This window comes from Streptomyces hygroscopicus, from assembly GCF_026168105.1.
Taxonomy (GTDB): domain Bacteria; phylum Actinomycetota; class Actinomycetes; order Streptomycetales; family Streptomycetaceae; genus Streptomyces; species Streptomyces hygroscopicus_D.
On sequence record NZ_LBMW01000034.1, the window covers coordinates 25,102 to 46,503 of the forward strand.

Annotated in this window: 19 protein-coding genes; 8 read left to right on the forward strand and 11 right to left on the reverse strand. The window is 71.0% G+C overall.

The window, feature by feature from the left end; all coding sequences use genetic code 11:
* Nucleotides 1–192 precede the first annotated feature (192 nt).
* Entirely contained in the window at nt 193–2,217 is a 2,025-nt protein-coding gene (ftsH, locus tag AAW14_RS27570; RefSeq protein WP_265566716.1) for an ATP-dependent zinc metalloprotease FtsH, read from the forward strand.
* A 144-nt stretch (nt 2,218–2,361) separates the two neighbouring features.
* Nucleotides 2,362–2,967: a GTP cyclohydrolase I FolE gene (gene folE, locus AAW14_RS27575; RefSeq protein WP_265566660.1), complete on the forward strand. Its 606-nt coding sequence runs from the start codon at nt 2,362–2,364 to the stop codon at nt 2,965–2,967.
* 24 nt (nt 2,968–2,991) lie between these two features.
* On the opposite strand, the gene AAW14_RS27580 is transcribed toward folE, so the two are convergent.
* The 6 genes from AAW14_RS27580 to AAW14_RS27605 all read right to left on the reverse strand — a co-directional run bounded on the left by AAW14_RS27580 (nt 2,992) and on the right by AAW14_RS27605 (nt 8,445).
* The gene (locus AAW14_RS27580) at nt 2,992–3,477 is read right to left on the reverse strand and encodes a DUF3180 domain-containing protein (RefSeq protein ID WP_265566661.1); all 486 of its coding nucleotides are present in this window, start codon (nt 3,475–3,477) and stop codon (nt 2,992–2,994) included.
* 79 nt (nt 3,478–3,556) lie between these two features.
* The gene (folK, locus tag AAW14_RS27585; RefSeq protein WP_265566662.1) at nt 3,557–4,168 is read right to left on the reverse strand and encodes a 2-amino-4-hydroxy-6-hydroxymethyldihydropteridine diphosphokinase; all 612 of its coding nucleotides are present in this window, start codon (nt 4,166–4,168) and stop codon (nt 3,557–3,559) included.
* Nucleotides 4,165–4,524 (reverse strand): dihydroneopterin aldolase, encoded by a 360-nt coding sequence (gene folB / locus AAW14_RS27590; protein WP_265566663.1) that lies wholly within the window; start codon nt 4,522–4,524, stop codon nt 4,165–4,167. Before folB ends, folK begins: the two co-directional genes overlap by 4 nt.
* Nucleotides 4,525–4,853: 329 nt before the next feature.
* Nucleotides 4,854–5,357, reverse strand: coding sequence for a nuclear transport factor 2 family protein (locus tag AAW14_RS27595; RefSeq protein ID WP_265566664.1), 504 nt, complete (start codon nt 5,355–5,357; stop codon nt 4,854–4,856).
* The gene (folP, locus tag AAW14_RS27600; protein WP_265566665.1) at nt 5,354–6,304 is read right to left on the reverse strand and encodes a dihydropteroate synthase; all 951 of its coding nucleotides are present in this window, start codon (nt 6,302–6,304) and stop codon (nt 5,354–5,356) included. The genes AAW14_RS27595 and folP overlap by 4 nt, the downstream gene beginning before the upstream one ends.
* Before the next feature lie 302 nt (nt 6,305–6,606).
* Entirely contained in the window at nt 6,607–8,445 is a 1,839-nt protein-coding gene (locus AAW14_RS27605; RefSeq protein ID WP_265566666.1) for a phosphatidylglycerol lysyltransferase domain-containing protein, read from the reverse strand.
* 203 nt (nt 8,446–8,648) lie between these two features.
* On the opposite strand from AAW14_RS27605, the gene AAW14_RS27610 reads away from it, so the two are divergent.
* Entirely contained in the window at nt 8,649–9,776 is a 1,128-nt protein-coding gene (locus AAW14_RS27610; RefSeq protein WP_265566667.1) for an alpha/beta hydrolase, read from the forward strand.
* Nucleotides 9,777–10,343: 567 nt separating this feature from the next.
* The gene (locus AAW14_RS27615; protein ID WP_265566668.1) at nt 10,344–11,783 is read left to right on the forward strand and encodes a hypothetical protein; all 1,440 of its coding nucleotides are present in this window, start codon (nt 10,344–10,346) and stop codon (nt 11,781–11,783) included.
* A gap of 71 nt (nt 11,784–11,854) precedes the next feature.
* Here the strand turns inward: AAW14_RS27615 and AAW14_RS27620 are convergent, their stop codons facing one another.
* Both AAW14_RS27620 and AAW14_RS27625 read right to left on the reverse strand, forming a co-directional pair.
* Nucleotides 11,855–13,186: a PH domain-containing protein gene (locus AAW14_RS27620; protein WP_265566669.1), complete on the reverse strand. Its 1,332-nt coding sequence runs from the start codon at nt 13,184–13,186 to the stop codon at nt 11,855–11,857.
* Complete coding sequence (locus tag AAW14_RS27625) at nt 13,183–13,707, reverse strand: PH domain-containing protein (RefSeq protein ID WP_416223384.1); 525 nt, start codon at nt 13,705–13,707, stop codon at nt 13,183–13,185. Before AAW14_RS27625 ends, AAW14_RS27620 begins: the two co-directional genes overlap by 4 nt.
* Here AAW14_RS27625 and AAW14_RS27630 point away from each other — a divergent pair.
* Complete coding sequence (locus AAW14_RS27630; RefSeq protein ID WP_265566670.1) at nt 13,706–14,857, forward strand: NADH-quinone oxidoreductase subunit D; 1,152 nt, start codon at nt 13,706–13,708, stop codon at nt 14,855–14,857. The genes AAW14_RS27625 and AAW14_RS27630 overlap by 2 nt on opposite strands.
* Here AAW14_RS27630 and AAW14_RS27635 read toward each other — a convergent pair.
* On the reverse strand, nt 14,822–15,859 hold the full coding sequence (locus AAW14_RS27635) for an SAM-dependent methyltransferase (protein ID WP_265566671.1): 1,038 nt from the start codon (nt 15,857–15,859) through the stop codon (nt 14,822–14,824). The two genes, AAW14_RS27630 and AAW14_RS27635, sit on opposite strands and share 36 nt — an antisense overlap.
* Nucleotides 15,860–16,092: 233 nt before the next feature.
* On the opposite strand from AAW14_RS27635, the gene AAW14_RS27640 reads away from it, so the two are divergent.
* The 3 genes from AAW14_RS27640 (at nt 16,093) to AAW14_RS27650 (ending at nt 18,723) form a co-directional block, all read left to right on the forward strand.
* Nucleotides 16,093–17,298, forward strand: coding sequence for a sensor histidine kinase (locus AAW14_RS27640; RefSeq protein ID WP_265566672.1), 1,206 nt, complete (start codon nt 16,093–16,095; stop codon nt 17,296–17,298).
* A gap of 75 nt (nt 17,299–17,373) precedes the next feature.
* Complete coding sequence (locus tag AAW14_RS27645) at nt 17,374–18,045, forward strand: response regulator transcription factor (protein ID WP_265566673.1); 672 nt, start codon at nt 17,374–17,376, stop codon at nt 18,043–18,045.
* Between the two features lie 45 nt (nt 18,046–18,090).
* Nucleotides 18,091–18,723, forward strand: a complete 633-nt coding sequence (locus tag AAW14_RS27650; protein ID WP_265566674.1) for an AAA family ATPase — start codon at nt 18,091–18,093, stop codon at nt 18,721–18,723.
* Between the two features lie 85 nt (nt 18,724–18,808).
* On the opposite strand, the gene AAW14_RS27655 is transcribed toward AAW14_RS27650, so the two are convergent.
* Together AAW14_RS27655 and AAW14_RS27660 are read right to left on the reverse strand one after the other, a co-directional pair.
* Nucleotides 18,809–19,915: a DUF5937 family protein gene (locus AAW14_RS27655; RefSeq protein WP_265566675.1), complete on the reverse strand. Its 1,107-nt coding sequence runs from the start codon at nt 19,913–19,915 to the stop codon at nt 18,809–18,811.
* A gap of 115 nt (nt 19,916–20,030) precedes the next feature.
* Complete coding sequence (locus AAW14_RS27660) at nt 20,031–21,227, reverse strand: threonine aldolase family protein (RefSeq protein WP_265566676.1); 1,197 nt, start codon at nt 21,225–21,227, stop codon at nt 20,031–20,033.
* Nucleotides 21,228–21,402 lie beyond the last annotated feature (175 nt).

Below are 21,402 nucleotides of genomic sequence, written 5' to 3' on the forward strand. Positions count from 1 at the left end.
CGGAACCCCCAGGTCGTGGTTCTCGCAAGACGTCCGGGAACCCCAGCGGGTTCCGCGCCGTTGAAGCAGGCGTGGACGGTATTGCCGGAAGTCCCCTGCGGCTTCGGGTGACAATCCTGGGGTACCGTCAGAAGAACTGTCTTTATCAAACTCACTATGGCAGGAGGGACGGGGCGGCACCGCTCCGTATGGATGGACGTGAAGCGATACTTCCGTGGGCCGGTCATGTGGATCGTGCTGGCCGTCCTTGCCGTGGTCGTGTTGATGCAGGTCGTCGGCTCTTCCGGCGGCTACAAGACGGTGGACACCGGCCAGGTCGTCCAGGCGATCAATAACAACAAGGTCCAGTCGGCCAAACTGACCACCGGCGACGAACAGATCATCAAGGTCTCGCTCAAGGACGGCGAGAAGGTCGACGGCAGCTCCAAGATCCAGGCGAGCTACATCGACCAGCAGGGCGTGACCCTGGCCCAGACTCTGCAGGACAAGTTCCAGAACAAGCAGATCCCGGACGGCTACACGGTCTCGCCGTCCAAGCAGAACCCGTTCGTCGGGATTCTGCTCTCCCTGCTTCCCTTCGTCCTCATCGTGGTCGTCTTCCTGTTCCTGATGAACCAGATGCAGGGCGGCGGCTCCCGGGTCATGAACTTCGGGAAGTCCAAGGCCAAGCTCATCACCAAGGACACGCCGAAGACGACGTTCACGGACGTCGCGGGCGCGGACGAGGCGGTCGAGGAGCTCCAGGAGATCAAGGAGTTCCTCCAGGAGCCGGCCAAGTTCCAGGCCGTCGGCGCCAAGATCCCCAAGGGCGTGCTCCTGTACGGGCCTCCCGGTACGGGCAAGACGCTGCTCGCGCGTGCCGTTGCCGGCGAGGCGGGCGTCCCCTTCTACTCGATCTCGGGTTCCGACTTCGTCGAGATGTTCGTCGGTGTCGGTGCCTCCCGGGTCCGTGACCTGTTCGAGCAGGCCAAGGCCAACGCGCCGGCGATCGTCTTCGTCGACGAGATCGACGCGGTCGGCCGTCACCGCGGCGCCGGTCTCGGCGGCGGTCACGACGAGCGCGAGCAGACCCTCAACCAGCTGCTCGTCGAGATGGACGGCTTCGACGTGAAGGGCGGCGTGATCCTCATCGCCGCCACGAACCGCCCCGACATCCTCGACCCCGCCCTCCTGCGCCCCGGCCGCTTCGACCGCCAGATCGCGGTCGACCGCCCGGACATGCAGGGCCGTCTGGAGATCCTCAAGGTCCACCAGAAGGGCAAGCCGGTCGCTCCGGACGTCGATCTGTCGGCCGTCGCCCGCCGCACGCCCGGCTTCACGGGCGCGGACCTCTCGAACGTCCTCAACGAGGCGGCACTGCTCACGGCCCGCAGCGACCGCAAGCTGATCGACAACCAGATGCTGGACGAGGCGATCGACCGCGTGGTCGCGGGCCCGCAGAAGCGGACCCGGATCATGTCGGACAAGGAGAAGAAGATCACCGCGTACCACGAGGGCGGCCACGCCCTGGTCGCGGCGGCCTCGCCGAACTCCGACCCGGTCCACAAGATCACGATCCTGTCCCGCGGCCGCGCGCTCGGCTACACGATGGTGCTTCCGGACGAGGACAAGTACTCCACGACCCGCAACGAGATGCTGGACCAGCTGGCCTACATGCTGGGCGGCCGAGCGGCCGAGGAGCTCGTCTTCCACGACCCGACCACGGGTGCCGCGAACGACATCGAGAAGGCCACGTCCACGGCCCGCGCGATGGTCACTCAGTACGGCATGACCGAGCGCCTCGGCGCGATCAAGTTCGGCGGCGACAACACCGAGCCGTTCCTCGGACGTGAGATGGCGCACCAGCGCGACTACTCGGAAGAGGTCGCGGCGCTCGTCGACGAAGAGGTCAAGAAGCTCATCGAGAACGCGCACAACGAGGCCTGGGAGATCCTGGTCGAGAACCGCGACGTCCTCGACAACCTGGTGCTCGCGCTGCTGGAGAAGGAGACGCTGGGCAAGGAGGAGATCGCCGAGATCTTCGCCCCCGTCGTCAAGCGTCCGCCGCGGCCCGCCTGGACCGGATCCTCCCGTCGTACGCCGTCAACCCGCCCGCCGGTGCTCTCCCCGAAGGAGCTCGCACTGACGAACGGGGCGAACGGCGCGACTCCGGCGATCGCCAACGCGACCGAGGCCGTTCCCACGGACGCGGTCCCGGAGGACCGCCGGGAGAGCTGAGCCACCTGTCCCCAGGGCCTCACCAGGCCCGGAATTTCTGCCGCGCCCCCCAGGGTTCTAGCCTGGGGGGCGCGGCGTTTCCGTAGAGCCGCACATCAGACGCGTGGTCCGTGCGCGTCACAGGCGCAGGAACGAGGCAGCAGGATGACCGACCCGGTGACGCTTGACGGCGAGGGCACGATCGGCGAGTTCGATGAGAAGCGCGCGGAGAACGCCGTACGGGAATTGCTCATCGCTGTCGGGGAGGACCCGGACCGAGAGGGGTTGCGCGAGACACCGGGGAGGGTGGCTCGGGCGTACCGGGAGATATTCGCGGGTCTGTGGCAGCAGCCCGAGGACGTCCTGACGACGACGTTCGACCTCGGTCATGACGAGATGGTGCTCGTGAAGGACATCGAGGTGTTCTCGACTTGTGAGCACCACCTCGTGCCGTTCCGGGGCGTCGCGCACGTCGGCTACATTCCGTCCACCAGCGGCAAGATCACAGGTCTGTCGAAGCTGGCCCGGCTGGTGGATGTCTTCGCGCGCCGCCCGCAGGTGCAGGAGCGGCTGACCACGCAGATCGCCGACTCGCTGATGGAGATACTCGAGCCGCGCGGTGTGATCGTGGTGGTCGAGTGCGAGCACATGTGCATGTCGATGCGCGGCATCCGCAAGCCCGGCGCGAAGACCATCACCTCGGCGGTGCGCGGTCAGCTGCGGGAGGCGGCCACCCGCAACGAGGCGATGAGCCTCATCATGGCCCACTGACTCCCGTACGTACCCCGCCGGGTCCTAGGAGACAGGCGCCGTGCCGTCGTTCTGGTCGTCGTCCTCCGGGAGTTTGCAGACCCGTTCCAGGAAGAAGGCCGTCGCTATGACGGCGATGCCTGCCAGGACCGAGAACCCGGCGTAGATGGCCTGGTCACGGTGGGACGGGATGTCCAAGGACTCCAGGAGGAAGACCCCCGTCCCGCCGTACATACCGGCGACGAGGGCCGCGACCAGGGCGCTTGCCTGGCCGAAGACGACCGCGCGGGCCGCCATCAGCGGGTCGACGCCCTTGGCGCCGGGGCGGCGCTCCCGCTGGGCCTTGAGGCGGGCGCGGAGGGAGAAAGCCGTGGCCAGCAGGACCACGGCGATCAGGGCGAGGACGATGGGTGCGGCCAGGGGGACCCGGGGCAGTGTGCCCACCGAGTTCCACAGGCGGGCGCCCGCCCAGGACAGCAATCCGGCCACCACGAACACAGCTGCCAGCGTCCTGATGCGCAGCTCTCTCACGATGTCCCTTCGTCAGCCCGACGGGTCGCCGGTACGCGGTCGTGGACCGGGAGATCCCCGGCCCGGTAGACCTTAACGACTACTCGGGCAGCCGGAGTTCCAGGTCGGCGCGGGGCGTGACCCCCTCCCGGGTGATCATGGCGAGCAGGTCCGCCACCGGGCCGCGGCCGGGGAGCTGGGCCCCCGGGTCCAGGTCGTACCACGGGGCGAGGACGAAGGCCCGCTCATGCGCGCGCGGGTGGGGGAGCGTCAGCACCGGGTCGTCGGAGACGAGGTCCGCGTATGTGACGATGTCCACATCGAGGGTGCGTGCGCCCCACTGCTCGTCCCGTACCCGGTGGAAGGCCTCCTCCACGGCGTGTGCCCGCTCCAGGAGGGAGGAGGGGGGCAGGGTCGTCTTCACGACGACCACCGCGTTGAAATACGCCGGCTGGCTGCCCGGCGCCACGCCCCACGGCTCCGTCTCGTACACCGGCGAGACCGCCTTGACGCGGACGCCCGGAGTGTCCTCGAGGGCGTCGATCGCGCCCTGGAGCGTCTCCAGGCGGTTGCCCAGGTTCGACCCCAGGGAGATCACGGCGCGCTTGGGGTTCTGCAGCGTGGTGTCTGCGGCGTCCACGCGCTCCACCACGGAGGCGGGCACCGGCTGCACGGTCGGGTCGCTCTGACCCCCGGGGAGGAAGGCGCTCATACTCGGCTCCGTGTGATGGTGACGGTCACGTCGTCGAAGGGGACCGTGATCGGCGCGTCCGGTTTGTGGACGCAGACCTCGACCTCCAGGACCGGGGCGTGCTTGAGACAGGACAGGGCGATGCGTTCCGCGAGCGTCTCGATGAGGTCGACGGGCTCTCCTTCGACCAGGGAGACGACTTCCTCCGCCACGACGCCGTAGTGCACGGTCTTGGACAGGTCGTCGTCGGCCGCGGCCGGTCGGATGTCCAGGCCCAGGACGAGGTCCACGATGAAGGTCTGACCCTCCTCGCGTTCCTTGGGGAACACACCGTGGTGCCCGCGGGCCTTCAGGCCGCGCAGCGCGACACGATCCACGCGAATCACTCCTGCAATCGTCGGTAGCGGCAGGTACTCACCGGGTGCGGTAGGTACACCGGCCTCGAACGAATTTACCTGCGGGCACTGACATAGCTCACTCACGAGGGCGTGCGCCGGTGTGACGGTCAGGAGCGTTCATCGGGCGTTTCCCCTGGGGAACACGGCGGCTCACGGGTTGGTAGCCGCTCGTACCCAGGAGTAGGTGATTCCAACCACTATGAGCCCGCCTACCCAGCGGGTGACGAAGCCCACCCCCCTCAGGAGGGGGAATCTTCCTCCCTCAGGAGGCGGGATCTTCCTCCCTCAGGACGCGGGATCTTCGTTCCTCAGGAAGGGGAGTCGTCGTCCTCTTCGTCGCCGGATTCGGTCAGGACCGGCGAGGCGTGGTGCGACCAGAGCTTCCAGCCGTCCGGGGTGCGGCGGAACACGTTCGTGGCGACGACCAGCTGGCCGACGAGGGGGCCCAGCTCGTCGCTGTCCTCGGGGGCCGGGCCCCCGCTGAGGATGTTCTCGGTGCAGGTCACCAGGGCCGTGTCGCCGGTCACGGAGACATGGACGTCCGTGAGGAAGAACTGGATGTAGTCGGTGTTCGCCATGATCAGGGCGTACGACCTCAGGACCTCGCCGCGACCGGTGAGAACGGGCCAGCCGGGATGGACGCAGGAGATCACACCCGCGTCGGCGGGGTCGTGGTACTCCTCGTCCATGCCGAGGTCGGAGGGCGTCAGCCAGAGCGAGGTCAGCTCCTCGAAGTCGCCCCGCTCCATCGCCTCGTAGAAGGCGGTGTTGGCCTGTTCGACCTGTTCGACATCGGTGTGGGCGGTGCTCACCGGGCTCCTTCGCGGGCTGCGGTGCCGGGGCCCGTGCCGGTGGCGGGGGTGCCTTCGGGGGAGTCGGCGCCCGGTGTGTGACCCGTCTCACTCGCCTTCTCGACGGCGCGTGCGACACGCACGGCATCCGCTGTCGCGCGCACCTCGTGCACACGGACCGCCCATGCGCCGGCGTGGGCGACGAGTGCTGAGACGGCGGCGGTGGCGGCGTCGCGCTCGCGCGCGGGGGGCGGGGCGCCCTCCGGACCGGCCAGGACCCGGCCCAGGAACCGTTTGCGGGAGGCCGCCACCAGCAGGGGGTGGCCCAGGCGGCGCAGGCGGTCGAGGTGGGCGAGCAGGGCGAGGTCGTGCTCGGCCTCCTTGGAGAAGCCGAGGCCGGGGTCGACGATGATCCGCTCGGGGGCGATGCCGCCCTCCAGAACGGCCTCCACGCGCGCGTGCAGTTCGTCGAGGACTTCGGTGACGACGTCCTCGTACGCGCCCTTGACGTTGCCGCCCTGCAGGAAGCCGCGCCAGTGCATGACCACGAAGGGGGCGCCGGCGGCCGCGACGACGGGGATCATCCGGGGGTCGGCGAGGCCGCCGCTGACGTCGTTGACGAGGGAGGCGCCGGCGGCGAGGGCCCGCTCGGCGACGGAGGCTCGCATGGTGTCGACGGAGATCGTGACGCCCTCGGAGGCGAGGCCGCGGACGACGGGAATGACCCGCCTCAGTTCCTCGGCCTCGTCGACGCGGGTGGCGCCGGGGCGGGTGGACTCACCGCCGACGTCGACGAGGTCGGCACCCTCGGTGACCAGGTCGAGGCCGTGCTTGACGGCGGCGGTCGTGTCGAACCATCGGCCGCCGTCGGAGAAGGAGTCGGGGGTCACGTTGACGACCCCCATGACCGCGCAGCGGTCCCATGTCGGAAGGCCTGCCACGTGGCCGCGCCCCGTCTTCGTGCTCATACGTTCAGCGTAGGCCCCGGGTGCCCCCACGTTCGGCTCCTGGGTGGGCTCAGCGCCATCGCGATGCGGGGGAGGAAGGATGGGGCGGCCGGAGGGTGTGGCCGGGTGGGGCGGCATGGCCGGATGGGCCGGGGGGTGCGGCGGGAGGCCTCTGCGGGGGCTCCAGGGGGCCGCAGGGACCGGATCCCACGGGCCCCGGGGAAACCCGCACCTTGGCTTCCTCGCGGGGGCCAGGGTGGGGCCTGAGCGAGGACCGCGGGGTGGGGCGGGGCTCGCTCAGGCCCGGTCTTGGGGCGCCGGGGTCAGGCCCGGCTCGCGGCGCCGACGCCGCGTTCGGCGACGCCGTGGGCGCACGGCCGCGCGGCCCGCGTCGTGCGGCGCAGGACGCGGGGCATCGCCAGGTTCACGAAGCCCTCCGCCTGCATGACCGCCAGGCCGATGCGCGGGAGGTCGCGGGAGGAGGCATAGACCATGAAGCGCGGCTCCCAGCGCGGCTGGAACTTTGCGTTGAACTTGTACAGGGACTCGATCTGGAACCACCGGGAGAGAAAGACCAGAAGCCCTCGCCACGCCCGGAGCACCGGCCCCGCGCCGATCTTCTCGCCGCGCGCCAGCGCCGAGCGGAACATCGCGAAGTTCAGCGAGACCCGCTTGATGCCCAGATCCGGGGCGGCCTGGAGCGAGGCAACGATCAGCAGTTCGTTCATGCCCGGGTCCGCCGAGCGGTCGCGGCGCATCAGGTCCAGGGAGGCCCCGTCCGTGCCCCACGGCACGAAGTGCAGAACGGCCTTGAGGTCGCCGTACGGGCCGGTTTCGTCGTCCGGCTTGTGGGCCGTGGCGATCAGGCAGTCACCGTCGGCCGGGTCGCCGACGCGGCCCAGAGCCATGGAGAAGCCGCGCTCGGTGTCCGTACCGCGCCAGTCCTCGGCGGCCCGCCGTATGCGCTCCAGTTCGCCCTCGCTGAGGTCGCGGATGCGCCGTACCCGGGTTTCGTACCCCGCGCGCTCGATGCGTTTCACCATCTGGCGCACGTTGCGCATCGCGCGCCCGGAGAGGGAGAAATCCGCGACGTCCACCACCGCCTCGTCGCCCAGTTCGAGGGCGTCCAGACCGGTCTCGCGGGTCCACACCTCGCCGCCCGTCTCCGAGCAGCCCACGACCGCGGGGGTCCAGGAGTGGGCCTTCGCCTCGTCCATGAAGCGCTCGATGGCGCCGGGCCAGGCCTCCACGTCGCCGATAGGGTCGCCGCTGGCCAGCATCACGCCCGACACGACGCGGTACGTCACCGCCGCCTTGCCGCTCGGCGAGAAGACCACCGCCTTGTCGCGGCGGAGCGCGAAGTGGCCAAGGGAGTCACGGGCGCCGTGCTTCTCCAGCAGGGCGCGCAGCTGTGCCTCGTCCTCCTCGGTGAGCCGGGCGGCCGGGTGCTCCGGACGGAAGGCCAGGTAGATCGTCGTGACCGCGGTCAGCAGGCCGAGCGCGCCCAGCGAGAAGCCCACCGTCCAGGAGGTGTTCCCGGTGTAGTCGACCGGGCCCTCGAAGCCGAAGAAGCCGTACAGCACGTGTGCGATCCGGTCGGACACGCTCGGGTCGCCGACCATCCGGTTCGTGTGGACGCTGACGATGACCAGACCGAGGCCCAGCGACCCGGCACCCATGAGCACGAAGTTTGCGAGCGCACGCCAGCGGCTGCGCGGGTCGGGCAGGGCCGCGAACTCGGTCCGGTGCCGCAGCAGCGGCACCAGCAGCGCCACCGAGATGAGGACGCCCACGACGGAGTGCCGGTAGACGTACTCACCGACGGCACCCGCCGGGAGCAGCAGTACGGCGGCGCGCCAGGCCCGCCGCTTGCGGCGCCGCAGCCCGTGCGCGAGGAGCAGCAGAAGGATGCCCACGCTCAGGGACAGGGCCGCGGCGAACGGACCGAGCGATCCGGGCAGCACCTCGGCCATGCGGTGCATACGGCTGTGCCGGAAGCGCGGGAAGACGCCCGCGGCGACGTCCAGGACGCCCACGAGTGTGCAGGCCCTGGAGATCAGGGCGGGAACGGCCTCCGGGCGTGGGCCGCGGAGTATGCGCCGCACCACATCTGATCGCTCCGGAACCTCACCCGACTTTTCCCCATCTATCCTGACAGACATCGCATCCCGTAGTTCTGCGAGAGACCTTGAGCCCGGTGCCGATCGGGGCATCCGGCGACATTGCGCCCTCTAGGACGGTGTCTGGGGGAGGGAGGTTCACTCCCCAACGCAAAGCCGGTTCAAAGGCGAAGGAAAGTCCGGGGCAAGCCCGCTCGTTGGTGCGGGGCCGCCCATGGATGGAAAGCGCAGGCAGGAAAGAGCCCATGGGTCTCACGAGCAACAAAGTGCTGGCACTCGCGGTCGTGTTCGCCGTGCTGCTGTTCTTCGGCACGGTGTGGTACTGGCCACGTTTCGCCCGGCGCAACTGGCGGGCCGTCGGCGGACGGATCGGTCTGCTGTTCGCCACTCAGGTGGCGATCTTCGCGTCGATCGGTCTCGCGGCCAACCAGGCCTTCGGGTTCTACGCCAGCTGGGCGGACCTGTTCGGGCAGGAGAACGGACAGGCTCTGGTCGTCGACCACGGCGTCGGCGGGGCGAGTGGTGGCCCCCTCCAGGTGATGGACACTCAGACCGTGAACGTGCCGGGTGGTGCGCAGCCGACGATCGGCGGCCAGATTCAGAAGGTAGGCATATTCGGGCAGAAGACACATATTTCGTCATCTGCCTTTGTGTATCTGCCGCCTGAGTACTTCCAGCCTCAGTACAAGGCGAGGACGTTCCCGGTGACCGTCGTCCTCACCGGCTATCCGGGTACGGCCTCGGCGCTCATCAAGGGGCTGCACTATCCGCAGACGGCGCACGAACTGGCGAAGTCCGGGAAAATGCAGCCGATGATCCTGGTGATGCTGCGGCCGACCGTGGCGCCGCCGCGCGACACGGAGTGCGTGGACATCCCGGGCGGCCCGCAGACGGAGACGTTCTTCGCGAAGGACATCCCCGACGCGGTCCGGTCCCACTACCGGGTGGGCCCGATTCCCACCGGCTGGGGCATCATCGGTGACTCCACGGGCGGTTACTGCGCGCTGAAGCTGGCGATGCACCGTCCGAACGCCTATTTCGCCGGGGTGGGCCTGTCGCCGTACTACAAGGCGCCGCTCGACCCGACCACGGGCGACCTCTTCCACAAGAACAAGACTCTGCAGAGCCGCGCCGACCTGATGTGGTTCGCCAAGAACATGCCGGCCCCGGACACCTCACTGCTCGTCACCAGCAGCAAGTCGGGCGAGAAGGACTACAACAACACGCTCAAGTTCATTCAGCTGGTGCAGGCCAACAAGAAGACCCGGATCTCGTCGATCATCCTCGCGAGCGGCGGCCACAACTTCAACACGTGGTCCCGGGAGATCCCGGCAGCGCTGCAGTGGCTGAGCGGACGGCTCCAAGAGCGCTGACCGACGCCTCGGTGATCGCCGAGCGGCGAATATGCGGCGGCAACCGCCAGTAATTCCGCGCAATCCGAAGGGGGCCGGCTCCGGCAAGGGGCCGGCCCCCTCGGCGTTGTCGCCGGGGGGACCGGGAATTCGCCGGGTGGCGCGACGTCAAGACCTTTCGGGTCGGAGGAGCCGGGTCCGGAGATCCCGCTGCGGCCGGGCAGGATGTGATCTTGAATGGGGGCGGCGACGTCTTCACGAGGCTCCTGCGGAGGGCTGGAGAGGGCCTTCGGGGGCGCCCGCCGACGCCTTCGGGCGGCCACGGCGTATCCGTGGACGATAGGGAATGTGCCGGATTTGCGAGGCGGCTGTTCCGTTTACGTGGCCCGTGGGGCTGCGCGAAGGCTCCGGCAATGGCCGTGTTTTTACCGCGCGGGGCACCATCATTCGCCTACGCGCGGTAAGTTTCTGGCCATGCCACGTGGACGTCACCGCCATTCCCCGCCCTTGCACAGGCTGCTGCCTCCTTTGGTGATCGCCGGCGTCTCGGTCGTCTGCGCCGTGGGACCCTGGTTGTTCACGGAGCCGATGGTGCTCCGTGGGCTGGCCGCGGGTGCCGCGGTGACGACGGTCGTGGGCGCGGTCGTCATGCGTCGCTGGGACGCGGCCGCGGGTAAACGCGTCGCCGACCTCACGCGCGCGCGGGCGAGCGACGAGTGGCGTCACGAGGAGCGGGTCGCCGAACTGGAGACCGACCTGGAGGAGTCGCGCGAGCTGCGCACCAAGCTGGAGCAGCGGCTGCGCGTCAAGCGCGCGGAGCTGGCGAAGCTGCGCAACGAGCACGCGGCCCTGCTGCGGCGGTACGCCACGGCGGAGACGGAACGTGCGAGCGCCCTGGAGGGCCGCCGTCTGCTGGAGATAGAGGCGGCGGTGCCCACGCGTGCGCTTCCGGCGGCAGCGCCGCGGACTGCCCCCGCGCAGGAGACCCCGGACGCCGCCCTGGACGAGGCTGCCGGTACGGACGTACGGGAACCCGAGGGCGTGACCGCTTCGGCCGGCGCGCCGGAGCGGGATGCCGCCTCCGAGGCGTCGGATTACGGAGTGTTCTCCCCGGAGGGCTCAGCGCTCTTCCGGCGGGCCGGTTCGGCGCTGGCACGGCTCGCCGACGACGAGGACGGTACGACGGACGGCGACCCCACCGGGAAGACCGCCTCCGCACGGGAGAACGACGCCGTGGAGGCGACCGCCTCCACGGAGGCCACCGCCTCCACGGAGGCCGGCGACACGGCCGGCACGGCCGCGTCCACGGAGGACGGCGGCGCGACGTACGCGACCTCTTCCACCGAGGATGCGACGCGGGCGACCGGTGCCACCCCCGACGAGGGCGAGGACGAGGGCGAGGGCGCCGCGGGGACGACCGCGTCCGCGGAACAGGACTCCGCCCCGAAGAGGCCTGACACCACCGCGCAGGGCGAGGTCCGTAGGACGTCCACGACAACCGTCCCGACCCCGAGGACGCCGCCCACGAAGGGCGGCCCGGGCAACGGCGGCGGGAAGCGGCACTCCGCCGAGCCCGAGGCACCCGCCACCGATGCCCGCACCGGCGCCGGTGAGGAGGGCGAGGCGGAGGGGAAGTCCGCGGTGGCCGCCGAGCGCGAGGACGCGGCCGCCCCGACCGAGCAGCAGCCCCCGCAGGCTCCCGCCAAGCCGGCGCACGCCACCGGGCACTTCACCGTGCCGACCGCGGTGGCCGTCGTACCGGCGGCTCCCCGGCGGCGCCCGACCGCCGAGGGCGGTTTCGACTTCTTCGGCACGCAGAAGTCACGCCAGGACCTCGAGTCCGTGCAGAACGAGGACCTCGCCGACGTCGTGGGCCAGGAGGCACTCGCGGTGCACAAGGCGGAGTCCGAGTCCGGCTTCAAGCCCGCGGACCCCGAGGCGCAGGGCGCCGGTCAGATCATCGACCTGACGGCCCATGACGAGACCGAGCAGATCGACGTCCAGGGGCTGCGTACCGCGGCTTCCTGAGGCCGGTCGACACGGGTGAGGGGCGGCGGCACCTGGTGTGCCGCCGCCCCTCACGCCGTTCGGCCCCTCGGTCACGGGACCATCCACCGGTCCGGCAGGGCGTCCCGTCGCCCGGTGCGCGAACGGTCCGCCTGGGCCATCAGCAGCGCCGCCGCCTCCTCGGCGTCCCGCAGGCGCGCCCGCACCGTCCGGTTCGCGCCGGTGTCCACGTTCACGTCGGCGACCTTCCTGAACCGCTCCCACGGGCCCTGGGTCAGCCGTACGCTCTGGACCTTCGCATGCGGTACGAGGGCCAGGCGGCGGCGCAGCAGGCCGCGCCCGGCGGCGAAGACCGAGTCGGTGACGGCGAGGCCGTGGCCGCGCCACCACAGCGGCAGGCACCAGCCCGCCCGGCGCGGCGGCCGGGACAGGGACGTGGGCACGGTCACCCCGGGCAGCACCCGCGCGATCACCAGTTCCGCGGCCGCGCGCGGAGCGACCGGGACCAGCACCGGATTGGACGAGCCCGCCACGTCCAGTTCCACCCGCACCCAGCCGCGCCGCCGCCACAGCAGCGGCTCCACGATCCGCAGGGTCTGCACGCGCCCCGGCGGCACCGTCTCGTGCGCGCGGTCGAGCAGCCCGTGGTCGATGCGGAGCCCGTCCGGCGACTCGCCCACCGTCCAGTCGTACGCGCGGACGAACCGGCCCGCGGTCCTCGTGGCCGCCCCGCCGGCCAGCGGCAGCCCGGTCGCGAGCACCGACCACACGCTGTGCGTGCCGAACCACAGCAGCGTCGGCACGGCGAGCGCGGAGAGCAGCGAACCCCAGGTGGACCCGATCAGGAGAAGGGAGACGGCCAGCATCCCCGGCGGCACGTGCAGCAGTTGCCGCACCGGAGCCTCGCCGACCTCCCGTGCCGTCCGGGGCGCGAAACCGGCCGCACGGGCGAGCAGTTCGGCGCGCAGCGCGCGGGCCTCGTCCTCGCTCAGATAGGCGAGTTCGTCCTTCTTGTCCGTTCCTATGGCGTCGAGTCTGAGCTTGGCGACACCCGCGACCCGGGCCAGCAGCGGCCGGTTGATGTCGACGGCCTGGAGCCGGTCCAGACGGATATGGGCCGTGCGGCGGAAGAACAGGCCCGTGCGGATGCGCAGTTCGGTCTCGGTCACCGCGTAGTGCGTGAACCACCAGCTCAGAAAGCCGTACAGGGCGGCGGCCGGGAGCAGTACGGCGAGGCCCGCCAGGAGGGTGACCGTGGTGAGCCGGGTCAGCTGCTCCTGGGCCTGGTCGGGGTCGTGCGCCGCCCAGCCGGCGATCAGGGCGACCGGCGCCCAGGCGCGGCGCAGCGGGGTCACGGGGTGCAGCCGCCGCTCGGCGACCTCCTGCCCCTCCGGTATGCCGCCTTCCGCTTCGGGCGCGCTCACAGCCCCGCCGATCGGGCCTCGCCCAGCTCGGTCAGCCGATCCCGCAGCCGTTCCGCCTCAGCCGGGTCGAGGCCCGGGATGGTGGCGTCGGTCGCGGCTGCGGCGGTGTGCAGTTGCACGCTCGCCAGCCCGAAGTGCCGCGCGACGGGACCGGAGGTGACCTCGACGAGCTGCATGCGCCCGTACGGCACCACGGTCTCCTCGCGCCACAGCACGCCCCGGCTGATCAGGAGGTCGTCGGCCCGCTCGGTGTAACGCCAGGAACGCCAGTTGCGGCCCAGCAGCACCCATCCCCACAGCATCGAGGCCAGCGGCAGCAGCGCGAAGAGCGCCCAGGCGGGTCCGGCGAGCAGACCGAGGAGCAGTCCCGTGCCGAGGGCCAGCAGCCCCAGCCACACCACCAGCAACAATCGGCGCATCCGCAGCAGCCCCGGCGGCAGTCCGGTCCATACGGTCCCAGCGCCGCCGTGCACAGTCCCCGTTTCCACGCCGCAAGCGTACGTGGGGGAGACTGGGTCCATGACTCCTACGACGGAGACCATGGTCGGAATCGGCGGCGCCGCGGAGAGCACCGACATGGTGCTCAACATCGGGCCCCAGCACCCGTCCACGCACGGAGTGCTCCGGCTGCGGCTCGTGCTGGACGGCGAGCGGATCAAGGGCGCCCAGCCGGTCATCGGTTATATGCACCGGGGCGCGGAGAAGCTGTTCGAGGCGCGCGACTACCGCCAGATCATCATGCTCGCCAACCGCCACGACTGGCTCTCCGCGTTCTCGAACGAGCTGGGTGTGGTCCTCGCCGTCGAGCGGATGCTCGGCATGGAGGTCCCCGAGCGCGCGGTGTGGATGCGCACACTCCTCGCGGAGCTGAACCGGGTCCTGAACCATCTGATGTTCCTCGGCTCCTATCCGCTTGAACTCGGCGGCATCACGCCGGTCTTCTACGCCTTCCAGGAGCGCGAGGAACTTCAGAACGTCATGGAGGAGATCTCCGGCGGGCGCATGCACTACATGTTCAACCGCGTGGGCGGCCTCAAGGAGGACCTGCCCGCGGGCTGGACCTCGCGCGCGCGTCACGCGGTCTCCGGGGTGCGTTCCCGCATGGACCGCTTCGACGACCTGGTGCTGGGGAACGAGATCTTCCGGGGGCGCACCCGGGGCGTGGGCGTCCTCACGGCGGAGGCCGTGCATGCGTACGGCGTGAGCGGACCGGTCGCGCGCGCCTCCGGGGTGGACTTCGACCTGCGCCGGGACGAGCCGTATCTGGCCTACGGGGAGCTCCAGGACACGCTTCGGGTCGTCACTCGTCAGGAGGGCGACTGCCTGGCCCGCTTCGAGTGCCTCCTGGAGCAGACGCACAACGCGCTCGATCTGGCCGACGCGTGCCTGGACCGGCTGGCCGAGCTGCCGCCCGGGCCGGTCAACCAGCGTCTGCCCAAGGTGCTCAAGGCGCCCGAGGGCCACACATACGCCTGGACCGAGAACCCGCTCGGCATCAACGGCTACTACCTGGTCAGCAAGGGCGACAAGACGCCGTACCGGCTGAAGCTGCGCTCGGCCTCGTACAACAACATCCAGGTGCTGACCGAGCTGCTGCCGGGGACGCTGGTCGCGGACATGGTGGCGATCCTGGGATCAATGTTCTTCGTGGTCGGCGACATCGACAAATAGGTCGCCCAGTGCGTCCCCGAGGCGGGCGTCCGCGATGCCTACGGGCTGGAGCAGCCAGCCGAAGTCACCGAGGCCGCCGGGCGCGGTGAGTTCGGCGGCGGCTCCGGCGTGCGCGAGGGCGTGTACGTAGGCCGTGGGGTTGGTGGACGCGAGTGACAGCGGGGGGCGTGCGCCGGTGATACCCAGCGCGCGCAACGCCGTGCGCTGGGTGAGCAGGCGCGCCCCTGGCAGGGCGCACGCATCGAGCGCCACATGCGCAGTGATGTCGCAGGAGCCGTCCGGCACCGGGGCGGTCTCCCGGCCCGACCGGAATCCAGTGAGCGAGCCGAAGGGCGGCCGGGCGTCCGCGCGGTGCCCGTAGTCGACGGCGACGGCGAGGCCGCGGCCGACGGTGGCGACGGCGTCGGCCCAGGCGGTGTCCCTGGGGAGTCCGATCTCCGCACGCGCCCCTTCACCGGACAGCGGCCACCAGCGCTCCAGCCAATGTGCCTCCGCGCCCGTGACCGGCTCCCCGAGGCGCTCGCTGCCGTCCTGCCGTACGAGGACCCGCCTGGGTACGCCGTCGGGGCCGGCCTCCGCGACCTCGACCGGCACGTTGTCCAGCCACTCGTTCGCGAACAGCAGCCCGGTGATCCGCTTCGGGGGCTCGCCGAGCCACTCGATCCCGGGGTCGAGGCCCTCGGGGCGGCCGGTGATCTCGACGGCGTAGGCCTGTACCCGGGCGGCGACATCGGGGGGCAGCGCCCCCAGGACACGGGCGACCAGTTCGCCCCGGCCGGCCGCCATGTCCACGAAGGCCAGCTCGGCGGGCCGCCCCAGTGCCTCGTCGACCCGGCACAGCAGCCGGGCCACGGCGACGGCGAAGAGTGGCGAGGCGTGCACGGACGTACGGAAGTGCCCGGCGGGCCCTTCGGCCCGCCGGTAGAACCCGCGCTTCCCGTAGAGGGCCTCCTCGGCCGCCGCCCGCCATCCCCGCCACTCACCACTCGCCTCGTGTGCCACGGGGTCAGGCTAGGGCGGTGGGCAAGGTGCAGGTGGGCGCGGGGGGCGGCGGGGAGTGGATGGGGGCAACCAGTGGTGTGCGCCGGAGCGCGCCTCGCCCCCGCGTGGCTCCCGAAGACGCCCCTCACCGTGCGGGATCACGGGGGCATCCACCTTGCGGAGTACGCGTGTCCGTCCCGGATCGGCCCTCCGGTTGACCCCGGCACGCAACAGGTGTCCCTACTCTGGGTTACGTGCAGCGCCTCTATGACTTCCTCCGCAGGCACCCCACGTGGGTCGACAGCTTCTGGGCCGTCGTCCTGTTCGGGCTCTCCTGCGCGAGTGTGACGAACCTCAGCGGGGCGCGGAACTACCACGGCTCGCTCCCCGCGGGGGTCGCGATCTCCGCTGTCCTGTCGGTGGTCGTCGCCCTGCGCCGTCGTATGCCCGAGACGATGCTTCTCGTGGCGGTCGCGACGGGACTGGCGCAGCTGGTGCTCGACCAGCAGCCGATGGTCGCCGACTTCGCCATGCTGGTGATCATCTACACGGTCGCCGCGGACGGCGCCCGCTGGGCGTCCCGAGTGGGCCTGATAGGCGGCCTGTGCGCCGGCACCTTGTCACAGACGCGCTGGGCGGACCACCACTCGAGCGCCCTGAGTACGGTCGCGATCGCCGTCTTCCAGACCGTGCCCTTCACCCTCGCCTGGGTCCTCGGCGACTCCTTCCGCACCCGCCGCGCCTATCTCGCCCAGCTGGAGGAGAGGGCTGCCCGGCTGGAGAAGGAGCGCGAGGCGCAGGCCAAGGTCGCGGTCGCCGCCGAGCGCGCGCGCATCGCCCGCGAGCTGCACGACGTGGTCGCCCACAACGTGTCGGTGATGGTGGTGCAGGCGGACGGCGCTGCCTATGTCCTGGACGCCGCCCCCGAGCAGGCGAAGAAGGCCCTGGAGACGATCTCCGGTACCGGCCGCCAGGCCCTCGCCGAGATGCGCCGCCTGCTGGGCGTGCTGCGCACCGGCGAGCACAAGGAGGCCGGCGAGTACGTCCCGCAGCCCGACGTCGAGCAGATCGACGAGCTCGTCGAACAGTGCCGCAGCGCGGGCCTGCCAGTCGACTTCAAGGTGGAGGGCACCCCGCGCCCGCTGCCCAGCGGGGTGGAGCTGACGGCGTATCGCATCGTCCAGGAGGCGCTCACCAACACCCGTAAGCACGGGGGGCCCAACGCGGGCGCGAGCGTGCGCCTGGTGTACTTCGACGACGGCCTCGGACTGCTCGTGGAGGACGACGGCAAGGGTGCCCCGCACGAGCTGTACGAGGAGGGCGGCGCCGACGGACGGGGCCACGGACTGATCGGCATGCGCGAGCGGGTCGGCATGGTCGGCGGCACCCTGGACGCCGGCCCCCGCCCGGGTGGAGGCTTCCGCATCAGCGCCCTGCTGCCGCTGAAACCGGCCCACTGACACGTGCACGCTCGCCCGCCCGACCGCCCCACGGCCCAGCCCACCGACCCGAAGACCGACCGGAGGATCCCCGCCATGCCGATCCGTGTGATGCTCGTCGACGACCAGGTGCTGCTGCGCACCGGGTTCCGGATGGTGCTCGCCGCCCAGCCGGACATGGAGGTCGTCGCGGAGGCGGGTGACGGCGTGGAGGCCCTTCAGGTGCTGCGCTCCACCGAGGTCGACGTGGTGCTCATGGACGTCCGCATGCCGAAGCTGGACGGCGTGGAGACCACCCGCCGCATCTGCTCGGACCCCAAACCCCCGAAGGTGCTGATCCTTACCACCTTCGACCTGGACGAGTACGCCTTCTCCGGGCTCAAGGCGGGAGCCTCCGGCTTCATGCTCAAGGACGTGCCGCCCGGTGAACTGCTGACGGCCATCCGCTCCGTGCACAGCGGCGACGCCGTGGTCGCGCCCTCCACCACCCGCCGTCTGCTCGACCGTTTCGCGCCGATGCTGCCGGGCGGCACCACGGAGCCCCGGCACAAGGAGCTGGAGCGGCTCACCGACCGTGAGCGCGAGGTCATGGTGCTGGTCGCGCAAGGCCTGTCCAACGGCGAGATCGCGGCTCGGCTGGTGCTGTCCGAGGCGACGGTGAAGACCCATGTCGGCCGCATTCTGACGAAGCTGGGGCTCAGGGACCGGGTGCAGGTGGTCGTCCTCGCGTACGAGACGGGTCTCGTACGGGCGGGCGGGCACGGTTGAGTCACATCTGGCCCCCGTGCAACCTGCGCCCACTAGGGTCTGCGCATGCTCCTGTGGATCAACGGCCCTTTCGGGGGCGGCAAGACACAGACCGCACATGAGATCCAGCGCCGCCTGCCCGGCAGTGTCGTCTGCGATCCGGAACACGCCGGCTTCGGGCTGCGCCGTATGCTGCCGCCCGAACTGCGCGGAGACTTCCAGGATCTGGCGTCCTGGCGGCAGGGCGTGGTCGAGGTCCTGGACCTCGCGCTGAGCAAGCACGACGGCGTGGTCATCGCCCCCATGACGGTCACCGAGCCGGACTATTTCGCTCAGACGGTGGGCCGACTGCGTGAACTCGGGCACGACGTACGCCACTTCACGCTTCTTGCCGAACGCGAGACCGTCCTGAGACGGCTGCGGGAGCGCGGCTTCGGGCATCTCCTCCAGTGCGTCGCCGGGAAGGGCGCCCCTCTGCGCAGGGAGAGCTGGGCCGTCGAGCAGCTCGATCACTGTCTGGAGCGGCTCAGCGAGCCGGAGTTCGCCGAGCACCTGTGGACGGACCACTCGACGGTGCCCAAGACGGCGGACCGGATCGCGGTGCTCGCCGGGCTGACGCTCAGGGCCAACCGGGAGGGCGCCCTGCGGACACGGCTGCGACAGACGAAGGTCTCGCTGAGGTACGTCCGCTTCGACTGACGGCTTCGGCGGACGGCTGTCTTCGGGCCCACGGCCTCTTCGGGCCCACGGCCTCTTCGGGCCGACGGCTGTCTTGGGCCGACGGCTATCTGAGAATGCCCTCCAGGAAGTCGCTGCCCAGCCGGGCCACGGCGGTCACGTCCAGCTGGTGCAGTACGTAGCGGCCGCGGCGGCGCGTGGTGAGCAGTCCCGCCTTCTTCAAGGCGCTCAGGTGCCGGGATATCTCGGGCGCCGTCATGCCGTGGATCTGGGCCAGCTCGCCCGTGGTGAACGCGCTGCGGGCCAGGCTGCGGCACATGTGCATGCGCACCGGGTGGGACAGGGCGGCCATCCGCAGGGTCAGCCGCTCCAGGGACGGTGGCGCCGCGAGCGCCGGCGAGCTGATGGGGTAGTGCAGCACCGGCTGCCAGCCGTGGCGGTGGAGCACCATCAGATGCGGCCGGCCCAGGCTGGTCGGGACGAGCAGCAGTCCTCCGTCCGCCGTGGCGGTACGGCCGTCGCCGAGCTTGTCCACGACGATCCGGTCGGCCGCCTCGTCGAGCGTCACCGCGGACGACACCGACGCCAGCGCCTCGGCCAGGCCCTTGCGTCGCAGGAGGTCCGTCTTGTGGCGGGCGTCCGCAGCGAGTTGGTGGCGCAGCCGGGACCAGGTGTCGGCGAAGAACGCCGCGTCGCAGTCCTCCAGGAACTGCCGCAGCCAGGCCCGGGTGCGCGTCGGGTCGGCCAGCAGCCGCTCGCTGAAGAGCAGTTGCTGCGGCCCGCGCGCGGCGGCCAGCTCCAGGGCGCGTGCCCGGGCGTCGGCGTCGGCGAGCGCGGCGGGGCCCGGCCTGCTGTACGGCAGCGCGCAGGTGAACTCCAGTGCCGCGTCCACGAACTGCTCGTCGCTGAGCTTGTCCAGCAGGTCCAGCTCCTCGGCGAGCGTGGCACCGGGGAGGGTGTCCCGGCCCGGTATGCCCGCGTAAGGCTGGAAGATGTCCGAAAACGTACTGCGCCACAGGAAGTCTGCCTCGCACATGCGGTCGGCGAGGTGCGAGTCGAGGCCTGCGGTCACGGTGGTCACCCAGCCCTGCAGCCCCGGGTGGTGACCGGGCTCGGACAGCGCGTGCAGGGCCATACCGAGTTCGGCCAGCGGGGAGATGACGGCGGTGATCCTCTCCCGCCGCAGTCCGCTGATGTCGATGTCGACGCTCATGATTTCATGGTGCATCCCGCCACCGACAACGCCGCCGACGATTGACGACGGCTGCCAATCGGGGCGACGCACGGCCTGCGACGCCCTCCGCCTCCCCGCCCCGGTGGCTCCGCCCCTAGCCCCGCCCACCGGCCTCCGGCAGCCGCCCCGCGAAGTCGGTCACCGCCGCCGCCACGTCGTCCGCCGTCCACGCCAGGCCGTCGGCCAGTACGTACACCTCGGTGAAGGCCAGGTCCGGGCCGCCGCGGTCCCAGGCGTTGGCGAACAGGAGGGTTCCGGTCTCCTCGGCCTGCCGGACCGCGGCCTCCGCGAGGACGTCGGCGTCGTACGGCAGCCAGACCTGGAACTCATGGGTGTGCGGCTGCCCGGGGTGCACACGCGCCCAGGGCACCCCGGCGGCCGCGAACCCCTCGCGCAGCGCGGCGGCGACCACGCGCGCGTGGTGCACGTACCCCGGCAGCCGGGGCAGCTCCCGCTCCAGCCCGGCGAGGGCCGACAGCGCCGTCGGGAACTGCTGGAAGACCAGCCCGCCGTAGCGGTGCCGCCAGGTCCTCGCCTCCTCGACGAGTGTCCTCGGCCCCGCGAGGGCTGCCCCGCCGTACCCGTCGAGGGACTTGTAGAACGACACGTAGACGCTGTCCGCGAGGCCCGCGATCTCCTCCAGCGGACGGCCGAAGTGGACCGTGGTCTCCCACAGGCGTGCGCCGTCGAAGTGCACCACCGCGTCCCGCTCGCGCGCGGCGTCCACGACCTCGGTCAGTTCATCGAAGGAGGGCAGGACGAAACCGGCGTCCCTGAGGGGCAGTTCGAGCATGAGAGCCCCGAAGGGTTCCTCGAAGTCGCGCACCTCCGCGGCGGTCGGCAGCCGGGGCTCGCCCGTCACGCGCACCGGGCGCAACCCGCTGACCTCACTGAACGCCTTCCGCTCATGCACTTCGGGGTGGGCCAGCGCATGCAGGGCCACCGTCGTGTTCCCGGTACGGCCCGCCCAGCACCGAAGCGCCACCTGCTGGGCCATCGTCCCCGTCGGGAAGAATGCGGCGGCCTCCTTGCCGAGCAGCCCGGCGACCTTCTCCTCCAGCGCCTCGACGACCCCCGTCCCGTAGATGTCCACGCTCTCGTCCAGGTCGTACAGATCCCCCGCGCCGTCGAGCAGCGCCAGGCGCTCCCGGAGCGTCCCCAGGAAGCCCGGGCGCGCCAGGACGCGGTCCGCGCGCCGGTAGGCGGCGATCCGGCGCTCCCGCCGCAGACGCCGCACCTCGTCGGCCGACTCCGCCGCGTGCTCCTCGTCCCGTCCAGCCGTTCCCGTCATGTCCCCATCCACCGGCCGCCCGGCCGTCCGTCGTCCGCCGTCCGCCGTCCCCTACGTCCTGTCACCCGTCCTGCGGATGATGCCGCGCTCCCGCCTCGGCGGGCACCTCCTTTTCCCTGCCCCGTGAACTGCGGAAACCCACAGCCTGTGGACAACCGGCCGGGCCCGGGAGCCA

What these genes read in the sequence shown, in the direction of transcription:
- ftsH (WP_265566716.1), top strand. Translation starts at nt 193, where the DNA reads ATGGACGTGAAGCGATACTTCCGTGGGCCGGTCATGTGGATCGTGCTG.
- folE (WP_265566660.1), top strand. Translation starts at nt 2,362, where the DNA reads ATGACCGACCCGGTGACGCTTGACGGCGAGGGCACGATCGGCGAGTTC.
- folK (WP_265566662.1), bottom strand. Translation starts at nt 4,168, where the DNA reads ATGAGCGCCTTCCTCCCCGGGGGTCAGAGCGACCCGACCGTGCAGCCG.
- folP (WP_265566665.1), bottom strand. Translation starts at nt 6,304, where the DNA reads ATGAGCACGAAGACGGGGCGCGGCCACGTGGCAGGCCTTCCGACATGG.
- AAW14_RS27605 (WP_265566666.1), bottom strand. Translation starts at nt 8,445, where the DNA reads ATGTCTGTCAGGATAGATGGGGAAAAGTCGGGTGAGGTTCCGGAGCGA.
- AAW14_RS27610 (WP_265566667.1), top strand. Translation starts at nt 8,649, where the DNA reads ATGGGTCTCACGAGCAACAAAGTGCTGGCACTCGCGGTCGTGTTCGCC.
- AAW14_RS27615 (WP_265566668.1), top strand. Translation starts at nt 10,344, where the DNA reads ATGGTGCTCCGTGGGCTGGCCGCGGGTGCCGCGGTGACGACGGTCGTG.
- AAW14_RS27630 (WP_265566670.1), top strand. Translation starts at nt 13,706, where the DNA reads ATGACTCCTACGACGGAGACCATGGTCGGAATCGGCGGCGCCGCGGAG.
- AAW14_RS27625 (WP_416223384.1), bottom strand. Translation starts at nt 13,707, where the DNA reads ATGGACCCAGTCTCCCCCACGTACGCTTGCGGCGTGGAAACGGGGACT.
- AAW14_RS27645 (WP_265566673.1), top strand. Translation starts at nt 17,374, where the DNA reads ATGCCGATCCGTGTGATGCTCGTCGACGACCAGGTGCTGCTGCGCACC.
- AAW14_RS27650 (WP_265566674.1), top strand. Translation starts at nt 18,091, where the DNA reads ATGCTCCTGTGGATCAACGGCCCTTTCGGGGGCGGCAAGACACAGACC.
- AAW14_RS27655 (WP_265566675.1), bottom strand. Translation starts at nt 19,915, where the DNA reads ATGAGCGTCGACATCGACATCAGCGGACTGCGGCGGGAGAGGATCACC.
- AAW14_RS27660 (WP_265566676.1), bottom strand. Translation starts at nt 21,227, where the DNA reads ATGACGGGAACGGCTGGACGGGACGAGGAGCACGCGGCGGAGTCGGCC.